This is a genomic window from Gordonia rubripertincta (genome assembly GCF_038024875.1).
Classification (GTDB): domain Bacteria; phylum Actinomycetota; class Actinomycetes; order Mycobacteriales; family Mycobacteriaceae; genus Gordonia; species Gordonia rubripertincta.
The window spans coordinates 3,847,733-3,868,652 of record NZ_CP136136.1 but is presented as its reverse complement, the minus strand read 5'-3'; the positions used below and the strand labels follow the sequence as shown (position 1 = coordinate 3,868,652).

At 64.5% G+C, this 20,920-nt stretch carries 17 protein-coding genes and 4 pseudogenes; 16 read left to right on the top strand and 5 right to left on the bottom strand.

Features of this window, described 5'->3' with window-relative positions; translation table 11 throughout:
• Positions 1-7: 7 nt before the first annotated feature.
• The 4 genes from RVF83_RS17535 to RVF83_RS17520 form a co-directional block, all read right to left on the bottom strand.
• Positions 8-1,180, bottom strand: coding sequence for an acyl-CoA dehydrogenase family protein (locus RVF83_RS17535; RefSeq protein WP_005199531.1), 1,173 nt, complete (start codon positions 1,178-1,180; stop codon positions 8-10).
• Positions 1,181-1,265: 85 nt separating this feature from the next.
• Positions 1,266-1,988, bottom strand: a complete 723-nt coding sequence (locus RVF83_RS17530) for an aldolase/citrate lyase family protein (RefSeq protein WP_051989323.1) — start codon at positions 1,986-1,988, stop codon at positions 1,266-1,268.
• Positions 1,989-2,046: 58 nt separating this feature from the next.
• On the bottom strand, positions 2,047-2,880 hold the full coding sequence (gene hpaH / locus RVF83_RS17525; protein ID WP_005199529.1) for a 2-oxo-hept-4-ene-1,7-dioate hydratase: 834 nt from the start codon (positions 2,878-2,880) through the stop codon (positions 2,047-2,049).
• Positions 2,877-3,773 (bottom strand): alpha/beta fold hydrolase, encoded by an 897-nt coding sequence (locus RVF83_RS17520; protein ID WP_005199528.1) that lies wholly within the window; start codon positions 3,771-3,773, stop codon positions 2,877-2,879. The genes hpaH and RVF83_RS17520 overlap by 4 nt, the downstream gene beginning before the upstream one ends.
• A 252-nt stretch (positions 3,774-4,025) precedes the next feature.
• Here RVF83_RS17520 and RVF83_RS17515 point away from each other — a divergent pair, with 252 nt between their 5' ends.
• The 15 genes and pseudogenes from RVF83_RS17515 (at position 4,026) to RVF83_RS17445 (ending at position 18,661) form a co-directional block, all read left to right on the top strand.
• Positions 4,026-4,340, top strand: coding sequence for a hypothetical protein (locus tag RVF83_RS17515; protein ID WP_005199527.1), 315 nt, complete (start codon positions 4,026-4,028; stop codon positions 4,338-4,340).
• Positions 4,337-5,485 (top strand): thiolase family protein, encoded by a 1,149-nt coding sequence (locus RVF83_RS17510; RefSeq protein WP_005199525.1) that lies wholly within the window; start codon positions 4,337-4,339, stop codon positions 5,483-5,485. The genes RVF83_RS17515 and RVF83_RS17510 overlap by 4 nt, the downstream gene beginning before the upstream one ends.
• Positions 5,482-5,943: a Zn-ribbon domain-containing OB-fold protein gene (locus RVF83_RS17505; RefSeq protein ID WP_005199524.1), complete on the top strand. Its 462-nt coding sequence runs from the start codon at positions 5,482-5,484 to the stop codon at positions 5,941-5,943. Before RVF83_RS17510 ends, RVF83_RS17505 begins: the two co-directional genes overlap by 4 nt.
• The gene (locus tag RVF83_RS17500; RefSeq protein WP_005199523.1) at positions 5,930-7,243 is read left to right on the top strand and encodes an aromatic ring-hydroxylating oxygenase subunit alpha; all 1,314 of its coding nucleotides are present in this window, start codon (positions 5,930-5,932) and stop codon (positions 7,241-7,243) included. Before RVF83_RS17505 ends, RVF83_RS17500 begins: the two co-directional genes overlap by 14 nt.
• Positions 7,240-7,755: an aromatic-ring-hydroxylating dioxygenase subunit beta gene (locus RVF83_RS17495; protein ID WP_005199522.1), complete on the top strand. Its 516-nt coding sequence runs from the start codon at positions 7,240-7,242 to the stop codon at positions 7,753-7,755. The genes RVF83_RS17500 and RVF83_RS17495 overlap by 4 nt, the downstream gene beginning before the upstream one ends.
• Positions 7,756-7,813: 58 nt before the next feature.
• Positions 7,814-9,382, top strand: a complete 1,569-nt coding sequence (locus RVF83_RS17490) for a class I adenylate-forming enzyme family protein (RefSeq protein ID WP_005199521.1) — start codon at positions 7,814-7,816, stop codon at positions 9,380-9,382.
• A 23-nt stretch (positions 9,383-9,405) separates the two neighbouring features.
• Positions 9,406-10,836: pseudogene (locus tag RVF83_RS17485) on the top strand (class I adenylate-forming enzyme family protein); the annotation flags it as partial.
• A 141-nt stretch (positions 10,837-10,977) separates the two neighbouring features.
• Positions 10,978-11,761, top strand: a pseudogene (locus RVF83_RS17480) (enoyl-CoA hydratase/isomerase family protein).
• A gap of 56 nt (positions 11,762-11,817) precedes the next feature.
• Positions 11,818-13,285: pseudogene (locus RVF83_RS17475) on the top strand (aldehyde dehydrogenase).
• Positions 13,286-13,315: 30 nt separating this feature from the next.
• Positions 13,316-14,515, top strand: coding sequence for a thiolase family protein (locus RVF83_RS17470; protein WP_005199518.1), 1,200 nt, complete (start codon positions 13,316-13,318; stop codon positions 14,513-14,515).
• 52 nt (positions 14,516-14,567) lie between these two features.
• Positions 14,568-15,152, top strand: coding sequence for a flavin reductase family protein (locus RVF83_RS17465; RefSeq protein ID WP_005199517.1), 585 nt, complete (start codon positions 14,568-14,570; stop codon positions 15,150-15,152).
• Positions 15,153-15,159: 7 nt separating this feature from the next.
• A complete protein-coding gene (locus RVF83_RS17460; protein ID WP_005199516.1) occupies positions 15,160-16,347 on the top strand; it encodes an acyl-CoA dehydrogenase family protein in 1,188 nt (395 codons plus the stop codon).
• 10 nt (positions 16,348-16,357) lie between these two features.
• A pseudogene (locus RVF83_RS17455) lies at positions 16,358-17,273 on the top strand (LLM class F420-dependent oxidoreductase).
• A gap of 31 nt (positions 17,274-17,304) precedes the next feature.
• The gene (locus RVF83_RS17450; protein WP_005199514.1) at positions 17,305-17,880 is read left to right on the top strand and encodes a hotdog domain-containing protein; all 576 of its coding nucleotides are present in this window, start codon (positions 17,305-17,307) and stop codon (positions 17,878-17,880) included.
• A 34-nt stretch (positions 17,881-17,914) separates the two neighbouring features.
• Positions 17,915-18,661 (top strand): SDR family NAD(P)-dependent oxidoreductase, encoded by a 747-nt coding sequence (locus tag RVF83_RS17445; RefSeq protein ID WP_005199513.1) that lies wholly within the window; start codon positions 17,915-17,917, stop codon positions 18,659-18,661.
• A gap of 29 nt (positions 18,662-18,690) precedes the next feature.
• On the opposite strand, the gene RVF83_RS17440 is transcribed toward RVF83_RS17445, so the two are convergent.
• Complete coding sequence (locus RVF83_RS17440; RefSeq protein WP_247602469.1) at positions 18,691-19,176, bottom strand: TetR/AcrR family transcriptional regulator; 486 nt, start codon at positions 19,174-19,176, stop codon at positions 18,691-18,693.
• A 244-nt stretch (positions 19,177-19,420) separates the two neighbouring features.
• On the opposite strand from RVF83_RS17440, the gene RVF83_RS17435 reads away from it, so the two are divergent.
• Entirely contained in the window at positions 19,421-20,917 is a 1,497-nt protein-coding gene (locus RVF83_RS17435) for an aldehyde dehydrogenase family protein (RefSeq protein ID WP_039880729.1), read from the top strand.
• Positions 20,918-20,920: the final 3 nt, after the last annotated feature.

The window sequence follows — 20,920 nt, the reverse complement described above, 5'->3', positions numbered from 1 at the left end:
CTTTCCTTCAGCGTGGGAGTCCGAGTACCCGGTCGCCGACGATGTTTCGTTGGATCTCGGAGGTACCGCCGCCGATGGACTGGGAGAATGCGTACAGATAGTTGCCCACCCAGCCGTTCTTGTCCCATCGGGAAGTACTGCGCAGGGCATCGACCCCGATGATGTCCATCGCCAGCTCCGCGACCTGTTTGGCCAGATCTGCATAGAACAGCTTGAGCATCGATCCCTTGGGTCCGGGGGTGTCGGTCTGCATACTGCGGCAGATGCCGACGTAGGTCATGGCGCGCAGTGACGTCACTGCGGCCCGGGCCCGGGCCAATCTCCGGGCGATTTCGTCATCCGCGATCGCAGGGCGGCGTCCGTCCGGCCCGACGTGATCGCGCGAGAAGTCGATCAGGTCTTCGACCACCTTGGCCAGGCGGACCTGATTGGCCGTGAATGCGGTGCCCCGTTCGAACGACAGCGTCGACATCGCGACGCTCCATCCGTCGTTGATCTCACCTACGACGTTGGACAGCGGGATTCGGACGTCGTCGTAGAACACCTCGCAGAACTCGGCGCCGCCCTCGATGGTCTCGATCGGGCGGATCTCAATGCCAGGTGTGGTCATGTCGCACACGATCCACGTGATGCCCTGGTGCTTGGAGCCGGTGTTGTCGGTCCGGACCAGGAGCTCCTGGTAGTCGGCGATGGTGGCGAAACTGGTCCAGATCTTCTGCCCGTTGACCACCAGATCATCGCCGTCGATGACCGCCCTGGCGCGTAGCGAGGCGAGGTCGGAGCCGGCATCGGGTTCGGAGAATCCCTGGCACCAGATCGCCTCACCGCGCAGGATCTTGGGAAGGTGGAAGTCCTTCTGCGCCTCGTCGGCCCGGGTGATCAGGGTCGGACCGGCATGGGACAGACCGACGAAGTTCGCGTCGATCCCCGGAAATCCCTGGGCTGCGTACTCCTCGTACCAGATCAGTTGCTGAACCAGGGTCAAACCGCCGCCGCCGTATTCCTTCGGCCAGGCGATGCCCGCCCAGCCGCCGTCCCACTGGGTGCGTTGCCAGGCGGTGTCGTACTCCCGGATGCCGTCGGCGTCGCGCGGGCGGGGCTCGGACGGCTTGTTCTCCTCAAGCCATGTGCGTACCTCGTCCCGGAACTCCACCTGTTCGGGGCTGAAGTCCAAATCCATGTGGAGGCCTTCCGTCAGTCGTGCGGGGCGAGATCCGCTCCTGTAGTGACACTATTGTCAGATTTAATCCGCGAAGAGTCAAGTATCAGCTTGTGCCGGGTTGCGGGATGAAGCGTGCGGCCAGGGCCTCGCTGCCCCGCGCGAGCACCGTGACATCGGCTCCGACCAAGACGAACGAGGCTCCCGCCGCGATATAGCGGTCCACCAGGGCGGGATTGAACGCGTTGACGCCTGCCGCCTTGCCTGCGGCCTTGATCTGCGACAACGCATGCTCGATCGCGGCCACCACCGTGGGATGCTCGGGCTTGCCCAGGTGGCCGAGCGACGCCGCGAGATCGGCCGGTCCGATGAACACGGCATCGATCCCGTCGACCGCGACGATCTCGTCGAGTTGGGCGAGCGCGGCGGCGGATTCCACCTGAACCGTGAGTGACAGGCTGTCGTCTGCGGTGACCAGATAGTCAGAAATCCGGTTCCATCGCGAGGCTCGGGCGAGTGCGCTGCCGACTCCGCGAATGCCCTCGGGCGGGTAGCGGGTCGCGGCGACCACGGCCCTCGCCTCGTCGGCGGATTCGACCATCGGGATGATCAGATTCGTCGCACCGATGTCGAGGAGCTGCTTGATCGCGATCGGGTCAGCGGATGCCGGACGCACGAGAACCTGCACCGGGTAGGCGGCGAGCGTCTGTAGTTGCGCCAACGTGGATCTGACGTCGTTCGGGACGTGCTCGAGGTCGAGCATCAGCCAGTCGAGACCGGCGCCCGCGCAGATCTCGGCGCTGTATGCGTTGCCCGAGGCTATCCACATCCCGATCTGGGCGCGTTCACCGCGGATCTGCTGTACCCACGTGTTCGGTCCCGCGGCGCTAGTCACGCGGTGCCTCGTTCTCGAAATGGATCGAGACGGTCCCCATCGGTCCGTAATCCGCGACGAAGGTATCACCGGGATCGGCGAACACCGGCGCGGTGAACGAGCCGGCCAGGATCACCTCGCCGGCTTGCAGCGACACCCCATGCGGAGCAAGCCGGTTCGCCAGCCACGCGACACCGTTCGCCGGATGGCCCAGCACCGACGCCGCAACGCCCGAATCCTCGATCGACCCGTTGCGCAGCAGCAATGCGGCCACCCACCGCAGGTCGACGTCCATCGGTCGTGCCACCCGGCCGCCGAGAACGATGCCGGCATCGGCGGCGTTGTCGCAGATCGTGTCGACGATGGTGCGTAGATGCCCGGTTTCCGGGTCCGCCATCTGTACCCGTGCATCGAGGATCTCGATGGCCGGCGTCACGTACTCCGCCGCCCGGAGCACGTCGTAGAGCGTCACCCCGGGGCCGGACAACGGGTCGCCGAGTACGAAGGCGAGTTCAACCTCGATGCGGGGGCGGATGAACCGTCCGGCCGGCACGGTTCCGCCGTCGTCGAAGAACATGTCGTCGAGCAGTGCACCGTAGTCCGGTTCGGTGATGGACACGGCGCGTTGCATGACCTTGGAGGTGAGTCCGATCTTGCGTCCGCGAACCACGGCACCACCGGCGACCTTCAGGCGCACCAACTCCCGCTGTACGGCATAGGCGTCTTCGATGGTCATCTCGGGATGCTGCAGCGATATCTGCCGGATCGGGGTCCGGGATTTCTCGGCCTCATACAGGCGGCGCGCGAGCTCGGCGACCGCTGTGTCCGGCAGGGCGATGTTCGTCATCGCCCGAGGAACTCCAGAGCGGCCGGGTTGAAGGCCGCCGGGTCCTCGAAGTGTGGCCAGTGCCGGACGGCGGCCATCTCGAACACCTCGGCGTTCGGGATCAACCCGGCGACGATGTGGGCAGTGCTCTGGTATTCGCCGTGGTCCTGGCCGGACGCCACCACCATGGTGGGCGCAGAGATGGTCGCCCATTTGTCTTCCGGGATGAGATTGCGGTCGCGGGCTTGCGCATCCTGCAGGATCAGCAGGTGATCGATCGTGTTCCGGGTGTCGTCGCGTCGGTAGATCGCCTGCCGCAGCGCGATGAGGTCGGGTAGACGATTGGATTCGTCCGCGATCAGGTGTGCGAACACCTTGTGCATCGACTCCCAACTGGGATTGTTGACGGCTTCGGTGCGCTCGGCGCGGATGCGGGCCATGTTCGACGCGGTGGCGATCAGTCCGGCGGGCGACATCAGGATCACCTTGTCGACACGCTCGGGATGCTCGACCGCGATCGCGGCCGATACCCATGCGCCGAGTGACATCCCGATGAGGTGTGCTCGGGTCATCCCGAAGTGCTCCATCACACCGAGAACCTGCTGGACGTAGACGGCGATCTCGTAGTCGTAGTCGGGTTTGTCGGAGAACCCGTTGCCGACCATGTCGATCGCCACACAGTGGTAGTGCTCCGAGAGCGGTCCCAGGTTCGGCGCAAAGGTCTCCCAGTGGCCGCCGGTGCCGTGCAACAGGATGGCGTGTGGTTTGTCGGCGGAGCCTGCCTCGGCGAAACGGGTCCGCACGCCGTCGATGTCGACGAACCCCTGCCGGAACTCCAGTTCTTTGAGGTGGCTCCAGATGCTGCGGTACTCGCCGGTGTCGGCCGCAGGGGCGGAAATCGTTGTCTCAGTCATGGTCGGGGCCTCCGTTGTCTAACCAAATTTTCCACTGTGTGCATGTTCAGTCTTAGCACTTTTAGCGCCGTGAGCTGGGTGAGTGTCAGATTTCTGCCACCGAGTGCTCGGAATTGGGGGATTGTTTCTGACACCTGTATACGATAAGACTATGAGGCGGGATCAACGCAAGGGCAAGTGTCTTCTGAGGGTTGGTCACAACTTTTCGAGAAGTCACCAGAGCGAGGTTGGGCGAACAGGTCGTCGATGACTATGACCACACACGAACATGAAGGTGCGGACGCGGGAGACGGCGACGCGGATCTGCGCCGGGTGCATCGACGCGTGCTGGCGTCGCTCGTCAACGAGTTCGCGGCAGTGCGTGTGTCGCTGGATTCGACCGGCAACGGGGACAGGCTGCTCGTCGAGGACCTCGAGAGCGACGATCACATCTTTCTCTCACCCCTCGAGCTCGTCAGCCTGTGCCTGGCGACGCCGGACGATCGTGAGGACTGGCTGCGCGTCGGTAACTACCGGGACGAGCGGCGCGACCGCTCCCTGGGGCCGGTTCGGGGGAGAACCTCGTGACCGCGTCGATCGTGGGGGTCGGGATGACCCCGATGTCACTGAAGCCCGGGCACAGCCCGCACGAACTGGCTTCTCGCGCCTGCCGAGAGGCCGTGGCAGACGCCGGAATCGAACTGTCCGACGTCGACGGACTGCTGGTCGGTTCTTCGCAGGGGATTCGGCCGGACCGGCTTGGTGTCGGCTTTGCATCCTCGGGAGGATTCGGCGATGTGCGACTCCTGGAACACGTGGAGATCAAGGGCGCCACGACCGTTGCGATGATCCAGCGGGCCCGCTACGCCGTGGAGGCCGGCGCAGCCCGCGCGGTCATGTGCGTCTTCGCAGACGCGCCCCTCGTCGCGGGCAAAGCCGCCGGATCGACCTATGCGCAGAGCGGCGGACAGTCCGGATCGCGCGGCCTGGAGCGGGCCAGCGGGGTCCTGGGCTCGGTCCCCACCTACGCCCTGCTGACGCAGCGATGGATGCATGTCAGCAACGGTTCGCCCGACGATCTCTGCGCGGTTGCCACGTCGACGCGTGCCTGGGCGACCGGCAATCCCGATGCGGTGATCCGCACGCCCCTCGACATCCAGGGTTACCTCGACAGTCCGATGATCTCCGATCCGCTGCGGCGGCTCGACTGTGCACGCCCGGTCAACGGTGCCGTCGCCGTCCTCGTCAGCGCCGATCCGTCGATCGGCCACGACATTCGTGTCGACATTCGGGGAGCCGGTCGGGATCATCCGGTGCGTCATCGGCGATCCGGCTCCGAGTCATGGTTCGGCGGTGGCCGACGATGCGTGGACGACGCCCTGGCAGAAGCGGGGATGACACGTGGCGACCTGGACACCGCTCAGCTCTATGACCCGTTCTCGGTCGTCACCCTGATCTTGCTCGAAGAATATGGGCTCACCGGGGGGGCGCCCGCAGGAAAGTTCGTCCGCGACGGGAACACCGCTGCCGGCGGCAGTTTGCCGACCAACACCGGTGGAGGGCAGCTGTCGGGCTTCTATCTCCAGGGAATGACCCCGTTGGCCGAAGCGCTCGTGCAGTTGCGCGGGGCCGGCGGCGAGCGACAGGTGCCTCATGCGTCGACCGCACTGGTCGGTGGCATCGGCGGTCGGATCGATCACCACGCCGCGTTGATCCTGGAGCGTGCGGCATGATCACCTCGACCGATTGGTTGCTCTCGGATTCGCTGGCTCCGGTGGTGGCAGGCGATCCCCTCGAACCGTTGTATGCCGGTGCCTCCCGCGGCGCACTCGTGCTGCCGTTCTGTGGGGGTTGTTCGCTGCCGCTCGACCTCGAGCAACGAGTGTGCGACGACTGTGGATCAGATGAGATCGATTGGCTCGAAACCCTGCCGAGGGGAGTGGTCCATTCGTCGACGACGATGCACAGACTGGAGCCCGGACTCGTGACCGCGACCGGTCCATACCCGATCGTCGACGTCGAACTCGACGGTGGGCATCGGCTGATCATGACGACGGTCGAGCCGGCGGCCGGTACACCGCGGATCGGCGACGCCGTCGACATCGCCTTCAGATATCTGGCCGGAGTGGCGATCCCGGCCGCGCAGACCATCACTTCCACCGATACGGAGGCCACCAATGACAACCACTGAGGCGAATCCCAACACCTCGAATCCTGCCACCCCGAGTGACTTCGACGTGTCCAAGATCGTCCAGGAAGATCGTGTGCACGGCTCCGTGTACACGTCTCCGGAGATCTTCCAGCGTGAGATGGACACCATCTTCCGCACCGGCTGGGTCTATGTCGCGCACGACAGCGAGGTCAGCGAGCCCGGTGACTATCTGACCCGCCGTATCGGCAGTGAGCCGGTCGTGGTGTCCCACGGCAAGGACGGAGAGATCCGGGTCCTGCTCAACCGGTGCTCGCATCGCGCCAACAAGCTGTGCAACGCCGAGAAGGGAAACGCGAGCTCGTTCCGCTGCCCGTACCACGGGTGGACCTTCAGTAACACGGGTTCGCTCACCGCGGTCCCGATGCGTGAGGGTTACGGCGAGGCGTTCCGCGCGGTACGGTCCGAGCTCGGTATGGCCGAAGCCCCTCGGGTAGACAGCTACGGCGGTTTCATCTTCGCCTCGTTGGCCGCCGACGGTCCGTCGCTCGCCGAGCACCTCGGTGGCTCGATCGCGGCCTTCGATCGTCTTCTCAACCTGTCGCCGACCGGTCAGATCGATCTCCGGGCCAACTGGATGAAGCACCTCCACCATGCCAACTGGAAAATGGTGGTCGAGAACAATGTCGACGGTTACCACGCGCTGTTCACTCACGCGTCGGTCTATGACGCCATCCGCCCGGCCAAGGTCTCCCATATTCCGTCAAAGACTGACGTCGTGGTGCGTGACATCGGTGGCGGCCACTCTGAGATCGACTACTCGGCCGAATACCGCAAGCTCGACGAGGAGTTCATCTGGTACGGGCGCATGCCACGGGAGAAGCTGCCCAAATATGTTGCCGCACTGGAGAAGAAGTACGGCGAGGAGAAGGCACACGACTCATTGGTCGTCGGCCCACCGCACACTCTGATCTGGCCCAACCTCTTCCTGGCCGAGATGAACGTGATGTACGTGGAACCGATCGGGCCGGACGAGACGGTCGCATACACCACCGCGGCGCTGATCCCGGGACAGGACGAACTCAATCTGAGGACCCTGCGCCGTTCCGAGGGTGCGATGGGTCCGGCCGGGTTCCTGATCGCCGACGACGGTGAGATCGGGATGCGCAACCAGGCCGGACTGGCCGCCAAGGATCCGGAATGGCTGCGGTTGTCCCGCGGCCTGGAGACCGACATCACCGACGAGACCGGAATCGTCAACAGCGACAAGAGTGCCGAGACACCTCAGCGTGGTTTCTACCGCCAGTGGGCCAGCGTTGTGGGACAGGAGATCAGCAAATGAGCAGAGTCGACGACACCGAAGTCCTCGCCTCGGCACTGCAGCCGCTGCCGGCGCCGTCCCCCGAGGTGGCAGGGTTCCTGTTCCTCGAGGCTCGTCTGGCCGACGAGGCGCGCTATTCCGAATGGGAGCTGCTCTGGGACGACGACGCACTTTACTGGGTGCCGATGCATCCCGACGACGATCCGGCAGTCAATCTGTCGTACATCTACGACAACCGTCGACGTATCAAGAGTCGTGTAGCGCAACTCAACACAGGGAACCGGCACTCGCAGACCCCGCCGTCTGTGATGCGTCGGCAGCTCACCAACATGGAGGTTCTCGACTCCACCGATGACACCGTCACGGTTGGATCGAACTTCGCCCTGTTCGAATACCGCCACAACCAGCGCATCTGGGCCGGCCGGGTCATCCACAAGGTCCGCCGCCATCCCGGCGGGTTCAAGCTCGTGAGCAAGACCGTCCACATGATCAGCGCCGGCGGTCCCGTGGACACCCTCGCTTTTCTGATCTGAACCAACCATCCGAATCCGCGAAGGCTGCGCCTTCGCGCTGAAGTACCTGTGAGGCAACGTGCTTGTAGGCGACATCTCAACCAACAACGCCCGTCGATACCCGGACAAGCCCGCCGTCATCGAGTCCGGGCGGACCCACACCTGGAGTGACGTCGACGAGCGTGCGCGCCGACTGGCCAATCACCTCCTCGCCGCTGGCCTGAAGAAGGGCGACCGGGTGGCCGTCATCGCCCGAAACTGCATCGAATGGCCGGAGATCACCTTCGCCGCGGCCAAGGCCGGGCTGGTCACCGTTCCCGTGAACATCAGGCTCGCCCCGGACGAGCTGGCACATGTCCGGGACGACTCCGGAGCGATTGCCGCGGTGATCCACACCGACCAGGTGGAACGGTTCGGCCCGGAACTCGCCGATCTGCAGACGGTTGTCGAGATCGGCGGGAACGCAGTCGGTATCGACTACGAATCGGCACTGCGGGCAGCCGATGACAGCGACCCGACACCGGCGTCGTTGCGGCCTGATGACATTCAGTTCATCCTGTATACCAGCGGGACCACGGGTCGATCCAAGGGCGTGATCAACACGCACCGCGGGATGCTCGCCCAGGCCGTGGACACGAGCCTGGTCACCGAGGCCAATCGCAGCGACGTTTTCCTCGCGACGACACCCTTCTTCACGGCGGGTGGGATGGTCCGGACCTTGTCCTGGACCTACCTCGGCCAGACGATGGTGATTCACAAGCGCTTCGACCCCGAAGCCGTCATCGACGAGATCGAACGCAGCGGGATTACTTTCACCACCTTCATCCCCACGATGCTGCAGCGCACCCTGCGTATTCTCGAAGAAGGCCCGCACCGGGACATGTCGAGCCTACGGCGGATCAGCTACGGCTCGGCGCCGGTTCCGCCCGGACTGGCGAAGAAGGCGATGGATCTCCTCGGGTGTGACCTGCAACAGCGGTATGGGCTCACCGAATGCGGTGGACAGGCAACGATTCTCACGCCTCAGGATCATCGCGACATGGTCGACGGAAAGACGAGCATCCTGACCTCCTGCGGGCAGGAAACGCCGATGTGTTCCATCCGTATCGTGGACGGCGACGGCAACGAGCTCCCGACCGGAGAGATCGGCGAGGTCGTGATCGTCAGCGAGGCCAATGCGATCGGGTATTGGAACCGCTCCGATCAGACCAAACAGACCTTCCGGAGTACCGGATTATGGTCGGGTGACCTCGGGTACCTCGACGCCGAGCGGTACCTGCACATCACCGGCCGCAAGACCGACATGATCATCTCCGGGGGCTTCAACGTCTACCCCGCCGAGATCGAGCGGGTGATCGGACATCATGCCGCCGTGGACATGGTTGCGGTGGTGGGAATCCCGGATCCCGAATGGGGTGAGACGCCGGTCGCCGTGGTGGTTCCCAAGGGAGACATCGACACCGATACGGTCGCGGGCGAGCTGACGGCACTGTGCCGTGCCGAGCTGGCCGGTTACAAGCAGCCGCGGCGGTTCGAGTTCCGCACCGAGTTCCCGCTCGGCCCGGCCGGCAAGATCCTCAAGCGTGAGATCGCGGAGTCGTTGCGTACTGCACCGGAGAAGGTCTCGGCGTCCGGGGTCTCGTCGTGACGTCCACGCAGCGGCAACCGACGATGGCGCGGGCGACGAATCTCTGGGAACTGCTCACTGAGCGTGTCGAGCTGAGTCCCTCGAAAGAGTTCGCCGTCGACGAGCACGGCCGCCGGTTCACCTTTGCCGAGCTGGCCGACCTCGCGATGACCACGGCGGCGGCCCTACACGGCCACGGAGTGCGCGCCGGTGACGTGGTGTCGTGGCAGCTGCCCAGCAGTGTCGAAGCGATGGCGTTGTCGCTGGCGCTCTCCCGGCTGGGTGCGGTGCAGAACCCGATCATCCCGATGCTGAGGGAGAGCGAGGTCGCCTTCATCGCCGGACAGGTCGGCGCATCACTGCTCATCGTGCCCGACGAGTTTCGTGGCTTCGACCACGGTGCCATGGCGACCGCGGTCGCGCAGCAGGTCGAAGGCCTGCGGACCCTGATCGTCGACCAGGACTGGATGTCGGGCGATCCCGAGACGTTGCCCGCGCGCCCACAGCGTGACGACAACGAGGTGAGGTGGATCTTCTATACGTCCGGCACCACGGCGGCGCCCAAGGGCGTCAAGCACGGTGACGCCGGACTGATCGCGGCGGCGAAGACCTTTGTCACCAACGTGCAGGTCACCGAGGACGAGCGGTGCGCCGCATACGTACCGATCACACATGTCGGTGGTATCGCGCATGTGCTGAGCAGCCTGCTGGTCGGACATACGCTGATCACCGCGGCGAAGTTCGTTCCGGAGGACAACGCGGATCAATTGATCTCCGAGGGAGCAACTCTGATCGGCTCCGGTCTGCCCTTCACCACCGAGTACCTGCGGATTGCGCGCGACCGCGGGGTGCGGCCATTGTTCCCACAGGCGCGCGCCACACTCGGTGGTGGTTCCGGCCGGCCGGCCGAGCTGAGCCTGCAGACGGCGCAGGTTCTCGGGGGCGTGGGGATCATCTCCGGATACGGGATGACCGAGTGCCCCTACCTGACCTGGGGCAGCCCCGACGACACCGATGCCGAGCATTCGGCCTTCGAGGGGACGCCGGGTCCGCAGGGCGCAGTCCGCATCGTCGGAGCCGATGGCGCCGAACTGCCCGTCGGGGAGGTCGGGGAGATCCGTGTGCACGGACCGCAGTTGTTTCAGGGCTATGTTGATTCGGCTCACAATGACGGTGCCCTCGACGAACGGGGATTCTTCCGTACCGGTGATCTGGGATTCGTCAATGCGGCCGGTCGACTGTGTGTCACCGGACGCATCAAGGACATCATCGTGCGCAAGATGGAGAACATTTCGGCCCGTGAGGTCGAGGAGGCGCTGATCGGTGACCCCGCCATCGCGGATCTCACCGTGATCGGCATGCCCGACCCCGACTCGGGGGAGCGGGTATGCGCAGTGGTGGTGCCGAGCGATCCGCACCAGCCCCCGAGTCTCGATTCGATTCGCGACCACCTCGCGACCACGACCCTGAACAAGCGCAAGTATCCCGAACAGGTGGAGATCGTGGAGGTCATTCCACGGAACTCGCTCGGGAAGATCGCCAAGTCGCAGCTTCGTTCCGATCTTCTCACCCCTGCGACGGAGGTTCCGTTGTCCACCCAGGTTTCCGAGCGGCAATTGCCTGAAACGAGCTATCAGACAGTTGAGTTCGTGGTCAGCGCGCATGTCGCGACCATCACGCTCAACCGGCCAGATCGGTTGAACTGCTTCAACGAAACCATGGCGAACGAGATGGCCGACATCTGGAAGCGGGTCCGCGACGAGGACGACATCCACGTCGCGGTTCTGCAGGCCAACGGCGACCGTGCGTTCTGCACCGGTGTCGACGTGGGCGAGGGCGCGTGGTGGACGCACATCAACCGGTTCAACCAGGAAGATCCCGGGGTATTGCTGGGACCCAAACAGCATCGCGTCTGGAAGCCGGTGGTGTGCGCCCTGCACGGAATGGTCGCCGGTGGCGCCATGTATTTCGTCAACGAGTCCGACATCGTCATCTGCAGCGACGACACCACCTTCTTCGATCCGCACGCCAACGCCGGGATCGTGTCGGCGCTCGAGCCGATGGGCATGCTCGCCCGTGGGATTCCGCTCGGCGAGGTGTTGCGATGGGCGCTGACCGGAAGCGATGAGAGGATGACCGCCGACAGCGCGCTGCGGACGGGGATCGTCACCGAGGTCGTGGCGCGAGCCGAACTTCGGGAGCGCGCCCAGCAACTCGCGGCCGAGATCGCGGGCCGGCGTCCGGAGGCGATTCAGGGGACTGTGCGGGCGATTTGGGAGTCACTGGACATGACACCGTCGATCGCGCTGCGCACGGGGCTGTCGTACACCCCAGATCGGTAATCCCGGATCGGGGCGCACCGATTCCCGAAAGAACAAGCGCAGCCCGCGTCTACGCTGACCCATCCGCGATTGACCCAAGGAGTTGTTGTGAGCACAGAGACCCTCACCGACCAGATCGCCAGTTATCCGTTGCTCATCGGCGGTGACGAGGTGGAAGCCGAGTCCGGCAAGACTTACGAGAGTGTCGACCCATTCACCGGTGAGCCGTGGGTGCGAGTACCCGACGCGGGCGCCGCGGATGTCGATCGTGCGGTCCGGGCGGCCCGAGCGGCACTGTCCGGTCCGTGGGGAGAGTTGACCGCGTCTGCGCGTGGAAAGCTGATCTGGCGTCTGGCAGAGCTGATCGAGCGAGACGCCGACGAACTGGCGGAACTCGAGGTCCGCGACGGCGGCAAGCTGTTGCGCGAGATGTCCGGCCAGATGCGCGGACTGCCCGCGTACTTCTACTACTACGCGGGAATGGCCGACAAGCTCGAGGGCACCGTCATCCCCACCGACAAACCCAACTTTCTCGTCTACACCACGCACGAGCCGGTGGGTGTCGTCGGTGCCATCACGCCCTGGAACTCACCGCTGCTGTTGCTGTCCTGGAAACTCGCCGCAGGTCTCGCCGCAGGCTGCACGTTTGTGATCAAGCCGAGCGATCACACCCCGGCATCTACCCTGGCCTTCGCCAGATTGTTCGCGGAGGCGGGATTCCCGCCCGGAGTGGTCAATGTGGTCACCGGTTGGGGACCGGAGACGGGGGCCGCACTGGCCTCGCACCCCAGATGTCGACAAGATCGCATTCACCGGGTCGACCGGGACCGGGATTCGGGTCGGCCAAGCCGCGGTCGCCAACATGACCCGGTTCACCCTGGAACTCGGTGGCAAATCGGCGCAGGTGGTCTTTCCCGACGCGGATCTCGATGCTGCTGCGAACGGAGTCATCTCCGGCATCTTTGCCGCCACCGGGCAGACGTGCCTCGCGGGCTCACGGTTGCTGGTGCACGAGAGTGTCGCCGACGAGTTGATCGAGAAGGTCGTCGCCCGGGCCTCGACGATCGTCCTCGGCGATCCCAAGGACCCGCGCACCGAGATGGGGCCGGTGTCGAACGCGCCGCAGTACCAGAAAGTGTTGTCACACTTCGATTCCGCGCGGGAACAGGGTGCCACCATCGCCTATGGCGGGGAACCCGCGGGCGAGCTCGGCGGATACTTCGTCAAGCCGACGGTGCTGACCGGGGTGACCGCGGGCATGCGGGCGGTCACCGAAGAGATCTTCGGTCCGGTGCTCGCGGTGTCGACGTTCACCGATGAGGAGGAGGCGATCACGGCCGCGAATTCCACCGAGTTCGGCCTGGCCGGCTCGGTCTGGACCAAGGACGTTCACCTGGCCCACCGGGTTGCGGGCAAGCTGCGCGCGGGCACCGTCTGGATCAACTCCTATCGAACGGTCTCTCCGCACGTGCCCTTCGGAGGGGTCGGTGCCAGCGGTATCGGCCGCGAGAACGGCATTGACGCGGTCAAAGATTTCACCGAAACAAAGGCGGTGTGGGTCGAACTCAGCGGCGCCACCCGTGACCCCTTCACGCTCGGCTGAGCCGCGCACCCGAACGAAAGGTACTCAATCATGTCAACCATCGAAGCCGTCATCGTCGCCGGAGCGCGTACCCCGGTCGGCACCTCGTTCAAAGGCACCCTGCGCGACACCACCGCCATGGAGCTCGCCGAAGTCGTCGTCGCCGAGGTGCAACAGCGTTCCGGCCTGGAGCCGTCACAGATCGATGACATCATCCTCGCCGAATCGAACTACGGCGGTGGCGATGTCGCGCGGCATGCGGCAGTGGTGACCGGAATGACCCAGGTGCCCGGCCAGTCTGTCAACCGTCATTGTGCGGGCAGCCTTACCGCAGTCGGAAATGCTGCAGCGCAGGTTATCTCGGGCGCCGAACGCGCCATCATCGCCGGTGGCACCCAATCCGTCTCGACCGGTCCACTGCAGGCGTTCCGGACGCCGGGGACCGTCGACGAGTTCACCGAGAGGTGGATGCCGCCGACCCATCCGGACAGCCCGGAGGCGCCGAACCAGGACATGTCGATCACCGTGGGCTGGAATACCGCGACAGCACTCGACCTGACCCGTGAAGAGATGGATGCGTGGGCGCTGCGGTCGCATCAGCGGGCCGTCGCGGCCATCGACTCGGGAGCGTTTGTCGACGAGATCGTGCCGGTCTCGGCACGACAGCAGGATGGCAGCACGGTGGAGTTCAGCGCCGATGAGCATCCGCGCCGCGACACGACCGCGGAACGCCTCGCAGGCCTCAAGCCCCTACACCCGGAGATCGAGAACTTCTCGATCACCGCAGGCAACTCCAGTGGCATCAATGACGCCGCTGCCGCGGTGATGGTGGTCGGCTCCGATCTCGCCGAAGCCCGGGAACTCGAGGTCCTTGCGGCCGTCAAGGCGTGGGCGGCAACTGGTATCGACCCGTCGCACACCGGCCTTGCGGTCCTCGACGTCATCCCGAAGGTCTTGGACCGGGCCGGAATCGGGATATCGGACGTGGCGTTGTGGGAGATCAACGAGGCGTTCGCTGCAGTCCCCGTCGCGGCCTGCAAGAAGCTCGGGATCAGCGAGGATGTGGTCAACGTGCTCGGCAGCGGATGCTCGATCGGGCATCCGGTGGCGGCATCCGGTGCTCGCATGATCATCTCACTGATCGGCGAACTGCGCCGTCGCGGAGGCGGATACGGTGTCGCCGCGATGTGTGCAGGTGGAGGCCAGGCAGGTGCGGTCGTCATCGACGTCCCGCCACCGGCGACCAGATGACGACGATCTGCCCGATACGCAACATTTGCCCGACACACAAAGGAGAACAGCGATGAATGTGGACACTGACGCCGCCAACAAGGTTCTGGGCGGTTTGCGTCCGTACCCGGTCGCCATCACCACGGTCGACGGTGGATTCGCCAACGGCTTGATGTCGCTGTCGGCCGGCGCCGCCAGCATCATCCCGGAGGCTCCGCGTGCCACTGTGAGTCTGACGAAGTACAACATGACCCACGACATGCTCTTGAACTCAGGGGTTTTCGCGATGCACATGCTCAGCGCGGGTGAGGACGAGGTCGATGCCTCCCTCGAGATCCTGATGACCCTCGGTGGCAGCTCGGGACGGGACGGCGACAAGATCGGCAAGCTCCGGACGAAGACCGGCGTCACCGGCGCTCCGATCCTTCTCGATGCGCACAGCTACGTCGAATGCAAGGTGATCGGTTCGCTCGATGTGCAGGAGAGCACCATCTTCGTCGGTGACGTGGTCGCCGCCGAGGTGTTCAGTCAGGCGCCGCGCATCAAGATCGGTGAGGCCTGGGTCAAGCTGCCCGACGAGTGGATAGAGCGGTACGACGCCAACCACGTGCCGCAACTGCAGAGCGCCAAGGATCACCGTTTCGGTCAGAAGGTCTGAGGCACAGATGACCGTGGACACCGTCACCGACGTCGAGGGCCCGCCGCTCGGCTCATGGGAGTTGCCCGAAGAGTTGCGGATGCTCCGCGAGACGGTGCGTCGGTTCATGGAGCGAGAGGTCCATCCGCTCGAGGCGACCCTTCCGCACGATGCGGCGGGCCTGCCCCGCGATCAACTAATTCCCCTGCAGGAGAAGGCCCGCGGCCTTGGCCTGTGGGCGCTGCAGACACCAGAGGAGTACGGGGGTGCCGGTCTGAGCGTCCTCGGGCAAGTCGTGGTGGCCGAAGAGGCGGCCAAGTGCCGGATGGGAGCGTTCTTCCCGGCGTTGGGCGCCTTCGGCGGCAATCCGCCCAACGTGATGTTCAAAGCCTCGGCCGAACAGTTCGAGAAGTTCGCGCAACCGATTCTCGACGGCACGATGACCAAGGCCTATACCGCGATCAGCGAAGCGAACGGCGGTTCCGATCCGGCACGTGCGATCAGCCTCAGAGCAGTCCGAGATGGCGACCACTACGTGCTCAACGGCAGCAAGATGTGGACCTCACACGCAGAGAACGCCGACTGGGGAGTGGTGTATGCCAGGACCGGCGAGGGGCGAGCGGGGATCTCCTGCTTCATCGTTGAAAAGGACACTCCCGGAATGTCCTTGCACCGCATCGGTGTGATGGCGTCGTTTTCACCCTTCGAGCTGCACTTCGACGATGTGCGGCTCCCGGCCTCCAATCTGATCGGTGCCGAGGGTGGCGGGTTCAGGCTGGCCAGTGACTTCCTGATCTACAGTCGGATCATCTACGCGGCCGGCCCGATCGGGATCGCACAAGAGGCGCTCGACGCCGCGTGCCGATGGGCCAAAGAGCGCGAAGTGTTCGGCGGCAAGCTCTCCGACAAGCAGGGCATCGCCTGGATGTTGGTCGATGCCGAGGTGGAACTCCGGGCGGCCCGGCTGCTGATGTATCAGGCTGCCTGGAACGCCGATCTCGGCAAGGACGTCAAGGTCGACGCCTCCATCGCCAAGATGTATGGCACTGAGGTGGCCTACAAGATAATCGACAAGTGCATCCAGATCCACGGCGCCCTAGGACTTTCCGACGAGCTGCCGCTGGAACGGTGGTTTCGCGATCTGAGGGTGAAACGCCTCGGCGAAGGCGCCACCGAGGTGCAGCGGGTAGTGATTGCCCGCGAACTGTTCAAGTGAAGGTGTGATCATGGCTGTGAAGTTCAATCTGATGTTTCCCATGCGAGCTGTCAAACACTACCGCGACTGGATCGGCGACGGCAGTCTCGGTGAAGTCGCGCGTTGTGCCGAAGACGCCGGGTTCGACGGCTTCTCCATGAGTGAGCATCCCTATCCCGACCGCGAATGGCTGGCCAACGGCGGACACCATGCCTTTGATCCGTTCGTCTCGTTGTCGATGGCGGCCCAGGCCACCAAGAACATCAGGTTGATCACCTATCTGATGGTGGTCGGATATCGGAGTCCTTATCTGGGGTGCCAAAGCCGTTGCGAGTCTCGACCTTCTGTCCGGTGGTCGGGTCACTCTCGGACTCGGTGCCGGATATCTCGAGTCGGAGTTCGCGGCGCTTGGCGCGGACTATGCGCGCCGCGGGAAGCTTTTCGACGAGGGCATCGACGCCATGCGGGCCACATGGCGAGGCGAGGAACACGACGGTCCGGCATTCGGAGTTTCCGGGCACATCGCGCTGCCATTGCCACTGACCGACGGCGGTCCGCCGATCTGGATCGGTGGCAACAGCCGGGCCGCGCGTCGGCGGGTGACCGAGAAGGCGGACGGTTGGATGCCGATCGCACAGAAGGCCGAAATGGCGGCGATCACCAAGACCCCGCCGCTCGAGGACATCGAATCACTCGGCATCCAGATCAGCGGGCAGAACAAACGACGTGCCGAACTTGGCAAACCTGACATCGACGTTTCGTTTGTCCCGTTCGAAAGCGATGCGCTGCGATCGGGAGGCGCCACTGAGTTCGTCGCCAGGGTCGCACCGAAGCTGGCCGCCTACGAGGACGCCGGGGTCACCTGGATCACCATCGAACCCACGAGCCGAAGCTTCTCCGATCTCAAGGCGGACCTGGCCGTGATCAGCGAAGGCCTGATCCGGTGATCGATCGCCGAACCCCACAGAGAGAGCGACGATGACCGAGGCGCCGGCGTACGACACCACATCCTTTGTCGACCTGATAGATGCGTTTCGGGATCTGCAGGAGACCCTGTGCTTGGTGGCACCGCCACCGGCGGCCACTCTGGAACTGACGGCGGCCGTCGCGGATGTGACGAAGCGGCTCAAAGAGTTCGAGGCGCCCGAGGGTCACCGCGTGGCACGGGACCGGGAGATGGGCAGCGATGTACACCCGATGCTGGTCAAGTACGAGGCCACCGACACATCAGACACCTCCCTGGCCGGAACCGTGACGTTCAACCACGCGCACATGGGTGGGGGAGGCGCCGTCCATGGCGGAGTCATCCCCATGTTGTTCGACGATCTACTCGGTATGTTCGTCAGCCGCAGAGGCCAACCCAACTCGAGGACGGCATTCCTGAATGTGAACTATCGCAGCGTCACCCCGGTGCTGCGAGCACTGCGCGTCGACGCGAGGATCGAGAAGATCGAGGGTCGAAAGACCTTCGTGACCGGAACGATCTCCGATGGTGACCTCGTCTGCGCCGAGGCAGAAGCGCTTTTCGTCCGGCTGTTGCCCGGCCAGCCCTGATCGACACATCGCACGCACGTCAACGGAGACGAAGATGACATTTGAGAATGCCGGCGCGTTGGTCACCGGCGCGGGCTCGGGCCTGGGTCGGGCGATTGCCGTCCGCCTCGCGAGTGACGGAGCGCGGGTGGTTGTTTCGGATGTGAGCGCCGAGGGGGGAGCAGCCACAGTCGATACGATCGTGGGCGCCGGTGGCCAGGCCTCGTTCATCCAGGCCGACGTCTCCGATGCCGACGGTGTGGAGGCGTTGATCGCCGAGTCGATCGACTACCTCGGAGGTCTCGATCTTGCCGTGAACAACGCGGGAATCGCCCATACCCCCGGAGACCTCCATCAGCTGTCGATCGCCGAGTGGGATGCGGTGATGGGTGTGGATCTGCGCGGTACGTTCCTCTGTATGCGTGGAGAACTGGCCCACATGGTCCAGGCCGGACACGGCAAGATCGTGAACATGGCGTCGAATGCCGGAACCAAGAACGCGCCCGGCATGGCCGCCTACACCGCCGCCAAGCACGGTGTCGTGGGACTGACGAAGAATGCCGCGCTACAGTACGCGCGGCGAAACATACAGATCAACGCGGTCGGTCCCGGCACGATTCTGACCGAGGGAATCATCGCGTTCGGCGCCGACCAACAGGAGCAGTGGGCAGATCTGATCCCGGTGGGTCGGATGGGTCGGCCGGAGGAGGTTGCGGCGGCCGTCGCGTACCTGCTCTCCGACGAGGCGGGTTTCGTCACCGGACACACCCTGCTCATCGATGGTGGTCTGATGTGGGACTGAGCGCGACGATCTCGCGTTCGTCGCTCACATCAGGTGCTGGTGAAACCGCCGCGCACCAAGCCGAATGCCTCCTGCAGCAGCCGGTCCGGCCGCTGCTCATCGGATTCGGCCCAGACCGTGAGTGCCGTCCAGCCGGCATTGAAGAGGCTTTGCGTCAAGAGCTGTGTGAACAGATCGCCAGGCCGGTGATCGGTGCGGGACGTGATGAAGAGGGTCACCACGGATTCCCAGGAGCTGAACCTGGTCGACCCGAGGGGCCAACCGTTCGACGACTCCGCAATGATTCGCACTTGCGTACGCAGCAGATCCAATTCGGAATCGAGGTAGCCGAGCATCGCCGGCAGCTCCACGCACAGCACCCCAACCGGATCCGCGGACGTCGGCGCTGCCCGTAGCTTCTCGGCCAGCGCCGCCACTTCGTCGGCCGAGCGATCCCAGAGGATGTCGGCCTTCGCGGCGAAGTACCGCAGGAGGGTGCTGCGACCGATGCCGCATGCGTCGGCGATGTCTGCCATGGTGACCGAGTCGAAGCCGCGTTCGGCGAACAGTCGCAAACCGACCGCCGCGATGGCGGTCTTGTCCGTGACACGGGGCCGCCCCCCGCGATTCGTCTCCGTCTTGTGAAGCTCGGCCATATGCCCTCCCTCTGCACGAAACCCTACTACGTCAATGGGTTGTGGTTCTGAGGCCCAAAAGGTAGCGTCTGTGACACGGAACACAGCTTGCCCGCACACGCAGGTGCGGGATCGGAGGACGCAAATGTCAGCACCACAATCGGTTTCGGTCACACACGAGGAGCGGATTCTCCTCGATGGAGTTCTGCGACACGCGGGCGCAGGGGGGACATTCGACGTCGTGAATCCCGCGACCGGTGAGAAGGTGGGTGTTGCCGCCGATTCCACCGCCGCCGATATGGACGCGGCTATTGCGGCCGCCCGGAGCGCCTTTGACAACACGTCCTGGGCCACGGACCTCGAGTTCCGGCAACGCTGCCTCCATCAACTGCATGAGGCGATCAGTGCCGAGGCAGAGGACTTTCGACTGGAGTTGGTCATCGAAGCAGGTGCGCCACTGATGACAACCTATATGGCACAGCTTGATTGGCCATTGTCAGACGGTCTCCTCTGGCCGGCCGAAGCGGTCGCGGGCCTGCCGTGGCACCGCCGCCTTTCCGACAGCTCGTTGCTCGGTATCACCAACATGCGGCATGTGTTCAAGGAACCTGTCGGAGTCGTCGCCGGCATAATCCCGTGGAACTTTCCCTTTGAGATCTTGATCAACAAGCTCGGTCCGATTCTCGCGACCGGAAACACCGTGGTCATCAAGGCGGCATCGGAGACGCCGTGGAATGCGACCCGGGTCGGGCGACTGATCGCGGAGAAGACCGAGATCCCGGCCGGCGTCGTCAACATCATCACCACCAGTGACATCGCCGTCGCCGAGCGACTGGTGACGGACCCGCGCGTCGACATGATCTCGTTCACCGGGTCGACCAGGACGGGTCGGCTGATCACCGAGAAGTCGGCCCCCACGTTCAAGAAACTACTCCTCGAACTGGGCGGCAAGAGCGCTGGAATCGTGTTGGACGATGCGGATCTCGCATCGGCGCTACCCGCCGCGATGTCGGCGTGCATGCACGCAGGACAGGGCTGCGCGTTGCCGACCCGGCTGCTCGTCCATCGGTCAAAGTACGACCAAGCGGTAGCCGCGCTGGAAGAGATCTACGCGGCAATCCCTTATGGCGATCCGGCCGATCCCGGCGTCTTCTGTGGGCCGGTGATCACGGAGAAGCAGCGAACCAACATTCTTGAGCTGATCAGACGTGGCGAGGCCGAGGGTGGCCGATTGATCGTCGGTGGCAGGATTCCCGAGGACAGGCCCCAGGGCTACTTCGTGCAACCGACCCTCTTTGCCGACGTGGACAATGCGGCTGCGATCTCGCAGGCCGAGATCTTTGGGCCGGTGCTGTCGGTCACGCCGTTCGATGACGATGCGGACGCGATCAGGATCGCCAACGACAGCATCTATGGATTGTCGGGCAACGTCTTCACCACATCCCCGGAACGAGCACTGACGATTGCCCGTGGCGTCCGCACGGGTTCCTTCATGATCAACGGTGGCATGTTCTACGGGTCTGACTCGCCCTACGGCGGGTACAAGCACAGCGGCGTGGGCAGGCAAGGCGGCATCGAGGGACTCGAGACCTACCTCGAGACCAAGGCAGTCGCCACAACGTTGCCGCTCGATATCGCCTGACAA